Below are 3,284 nucleotides of genomic sequence, written 5' to 3' on the forward strand. Positions count from 1 at the left end.
CTGGTCGCGGCCCGTCTCCTCTCCCGCGCGGGGGGGCTCGCCGCTCTCGCGAAGATGCCGGGAAGCACCATCCAGGTCCTCGGCTCGGAGCGGGCGCTCTTCTCGCATCTCCGGGGCGGGACGCCGCCGCCGAAGCACGGGATCATCTTCCAGCACCGCCGGGTCCACAACGCCCCAAAAGAAGTGCGCGGAAGGGTGGCCCGGGTGCTCGCGGCGAAACTCGCCATCGCCGCCCGGCTCGACTACTTCCGGGGAGAGGCGGTACCGGAGTTCCTCAAGGATGCCCAGGCCCGGATCGACGCTGCGGGGGATGCCGCATGATCCGGCTTGGGAACGTGCTCGTCTCGCCCGGGGAGGGCGGGGTCTACGGCGAACGGACGCTCGACGGGTACCGTGTCTGGGACCCCTACCGGAGCAAGCTTGCGGCGCTCTACACCCTCGGCGGCGGCGTGGAACTCACTCCCGGGATGCGGGTGCTCTACCTCGGTGCGGCGAACGGGACCACGGTATCGCACGTCGCCGACTACGTCGAGACCGTCTATGCGGTGGAGTTTGCACCCCGGCCGATGCAGGACCTTCTTGAGGTGGCCCGCCGGAGGAAGAATATCGTCCCGATTATGGCCGACGCGAACCGGCCGGAGGAGTATGCGCCGTTCATGGAGGCGGTCGACCTGGTTTACCAGGACGTTGCACAGCCAAACCAGGTCGAGATCGCGGAGCGAAACCTGATTTTTCTCAAACCGGGCGGGTACCTTGTCCTGATGCTCAAGACCCGGAGCGTGGACGTCCGGCGGGAACCGGCCGAGGTGCTCGCGGAGGCCCGGGTCGGGCTTCTGCGGCGTCTTGATGTTGTGGATATCCGGTGGCTTGAGCCCTACCACCAGGACCATGCTGCGATCATCTGCACTCTCCGGAGTAGTATATATTAAAGAGGAGGGCGACTTCTTCACATGGACCGGGTAGTCTTCAATCCGTTCTCTCCGTTCGTGCTCTTCCTCCTCTTCGGGCTGTTCATCTTCTTTCTCTTTGCCGTCGTCATCTTCCCGGTGATCTTCCTGACGGCGATCGGGGCGACGTTTGCAAAGCTCGGGTTCTCCTGGTGGCAGGCGTTCCTCATCCTTCTCATGACGCTTGCCGGGAGTTTCATCAATATCCCGGTCCGGACGCTTGAAAGCCGGCCGGCATCGTCGGTTTACAACCGGTATGTCGCGTTTTACGGGCGATTCTACCGAATTCCTCAGCCGGTGCAGCGGACGGTCATTGCGGTCAACGTCGGCGGCGCCGTGATCCCGGTCGCGATATCGCTCTACCTGCTCTATGATTCGGTCGTGATCAGCGGGGGCTACCTGCTTCTCTGGCTCGCCCTCGTCGGGGTTGTGGTCGTGACGGCCGTAACGAAACTCGTCGCCCGTCCGGTGCCGGGTCTCGGGATCGCGACGCCGTTCTTCATCCCGCCGCTTGCGGCGCTCCTTGCAGCTCTCTCCCTCTCACTCTTTGCGGGCGGCGTCCCGGCCGCGGCGGTGATCATCGCCTACGTGAGCGGGACGCTCGGCACCCTGATCGGGGCGGACCTCCTGAACCTCAACCGCATTGCGGATCTCGGGGCGCCGATGGCGAGCATCGGCGGGGCGGGGACGTTCGACGGGATCTTTCTCTCCGGTCTCCTTGCGGCGTTGCTTGCATGAGGGGGTCCTTCGACCGGTCGTGATTTTTTGCTATAGGGGTTCCCGGCACTCAAGGCGTCATCCGGCACCGGGGTATGGCTCCCTTCGAGGGGAGAACGGTATGGCTCCGCTACTTTTCTCTCACCGATTGCAGAACGTGTTCAATCTCCTGCCTGAAGAGAGCAAAGTCGCCGATATGCTCGTTGAGGATTGAGAAGGCAAGAGCATCGTCGATTGCGCCGTAGCGGTGCACGACAATGTTCCGGAACCCTTTCATCGCCTTCAGGTTCTGTCGCGTCCCCGGGGCAAGCACCCCGTGCTGCACGAGGTTCCCGAGGATATCCTCATCGGTGCCGGGGACACCGAGATGGAGGTCAGCATTTAGAATTGCACATACATCAAATACGTCCTCGATGGCATATTCGACCCGTTTGTAGATGCCGTCCTTCACGATGCCGAGCCGCTCGAACGAATCGACGGAGTCGGGGAGGTGTTCTTTGACCATGTCGACACTCTCTGTCATCTCCTGGAGTTTGATACGGATTATCGCATCCCGGACCTTGTCCGTCACGCCATAGCCTCCTTGCCGATGTAATCATACAATCGGTGCTTGAAATCATCGAATTCCCGGATCGTCTGATACGCGACGTCGTAGAGGAACCGCTCGTCGGGACAGTAGATTACCTTTCCGCGGAGGACTTCCGTCCGGACATAGAGCGGCAGGAAAGAGAAGATCTGGATGTCGTAGCGGTCATCGAAAAGTTCGGAGAGCGCTGCAAACCGGAATCGGGCTGCCTCCTCACGGTCCCCGTCGTAGTAAATACAGAGATCGATGTCTGATCCTTCCCTCGCCCGCCCTTCGGCGACGGAGCCGTAGAGGATGATGAAGCGGACCCTCTCGAACCCCTCAATGGCCTTGAGCCGCTCAAGCGCATGCCGGACAAAACGATCCACTTTTTCTCACACTGCCCGGAAGTTCTTTAGGTTCTAGATGGGGATCGCTCTCACATTAACGTTTCCTGCGGTGGGGGCTGGACCGGGCTGGTCGTCTGTCCCATTCCCTTCATAAGACCAATATCGCCACCCGGGCTTCCCTCAGGCAATCGTTCAGCCTCACAACCACAAAATAAGGTGAAGTGAACCGCTACCTGACGAGCCGGCTCCATTCTTCACGGGATATGCCTGCCTGCCGGAGGATGCGCACGAGCAGGTCGACGCTGATCTCTGACCGGTGGGTGTTTGGGATGGTCAGAACGAGATCTCCTTTCACCATGAATGGGTGTCTGCCTCCCCGACACGTTCCCTCGAATCCAGGAGCCTGAAGGTTCTTCACAGGTTGGTTCCATGAGATGGGTCTCTATGCTCCGGCACCCATATCCACTCTGACGATCTCTCCCACCGTGCGACCGGCGATCGGAGGTATCGGGAGGCCGCGCCGGAGCCGTATGATCAACCATTCGTCGATGACGTCGGCAAGGTTTCTTCTGCACTCTTCCAGCGTCCTGCCGGTTGCAAAGACCCCGGGAAGTTCCGGGATCTCTCCGTAATACGGTTCGTCGTCCTCGATGATCTCGTAGTTGGCGTGTTCAAGTGCCGCGTTGATATACTCAAGGATCATTG

Annotated in this window: 6 protein-coding genes and 1 pseudogene; 3 read left to right on the forward strand and 4 right to left on the reverse strand. The window is 60.7% G+C overall.

From position 1 onward, the window contains the following. The 3 genes and pseudogenes from BP737_RS02085 to BP737_RS02095 form a co-directional block, all read left to right on the forward strand. Positions 1 to 321: pseudogene (locus BP737_RS02085) on the forward strand (RNA-processing protein); the annotation flags it as partial. Next, on the forward strand, positions 318 to 929 hold the full coding sequence (locus BP737_RS02090) for a fibrillarin-like rRNA/tRNA 2'-O-methyltransferase (protein ID WP_292409940.1): 612 nt from the start codon (positions 318 to 320) through the stop codon (positions 927 to 929). The pseudogene BP737_RS02085 and the gene BP737_RS02090, both read left to right, overlap by 4 nt. Positions 930 to 950: 21 nt before the next feature. Then, positions 951 to 1,685 (forward strand): DUF1614 domain-containing protein, encoded by a 735-nt coding sequence (locus tag BP737_RS02095; RefSeq protein WP_292409942.1) that lies wholly within the window; start codon positions 951 to 953, stop codon positions 1,683 to 1,685. 109 nt (positions 1,686 to 1,794) lie between these two features. Here the strand turns inward: BP737_RS02095 and hepT are convergent, their stop codons facing one another. From hepT to BP737_RS02115, 4 genes are all read right to left on the reverse strand, one after another. Continuing rightward, a complete protein-coding gene (hepT, locus tag BP737_RS02100; protein WP_292409943.1) occupies positions 1,795 to 2,235 on the reverse strand; it encodes a type VII toxin-antitoxin system HepT family RNase toxin in 441 nt (146 codons plus the stop codon). Next, positions 2,232 to 2,618, reverse strand: a complete 387-nt coding sequence (gene mntA / locus BP737_RS02105; protein ID WP_342685848.1) for a type VII toxin-antitoxin system MntA family adenylyltransferase antitoxin — start codon at positions 2,616 to 2,618, stop codon at positions 2,232 to 2,234. The genes hepT and mntA overlap by 4 nt, the downstream gene beginning before the upstream one ends. A 190-nt stretch (positions 2,619 to 2,808) precedes the next feature. After that, on the reverse strand, positions 2,809 to 2,997 hold the full coding sequence (locus BP737_RS02110; RefSeq protein ID WP_292409948.1) for a type II toxin-antitoxin system HicA family toxin: 189 nt from the start codon (positions 2,995 to 2,997) through the stop codon (positions 2,809 to 2,811). A 24-nt stretch (positions 2,998 to 3,021) separates the two neighbouring features. Further along, a partial coding sequence (locus BP737_RS02115; protein WP_292409949.1) for a type II toxin-antitoxin system HicB family antitoxin occupies positions 3,022 to 3,284 on the reverse strand: 263 nt, incomplete at its 5' end.

It is taken from the genome of Methanoculleus sp. UBA291 (assembly GCF_002499755.1).
Taxonomy (GTDB): domain Archaea; phylum Halobacteriota; class Methanomicrobia; order Methanomicrobiales; family Methanoculleaceae; genus Methanoculleus; species Methanoculleus palmolei.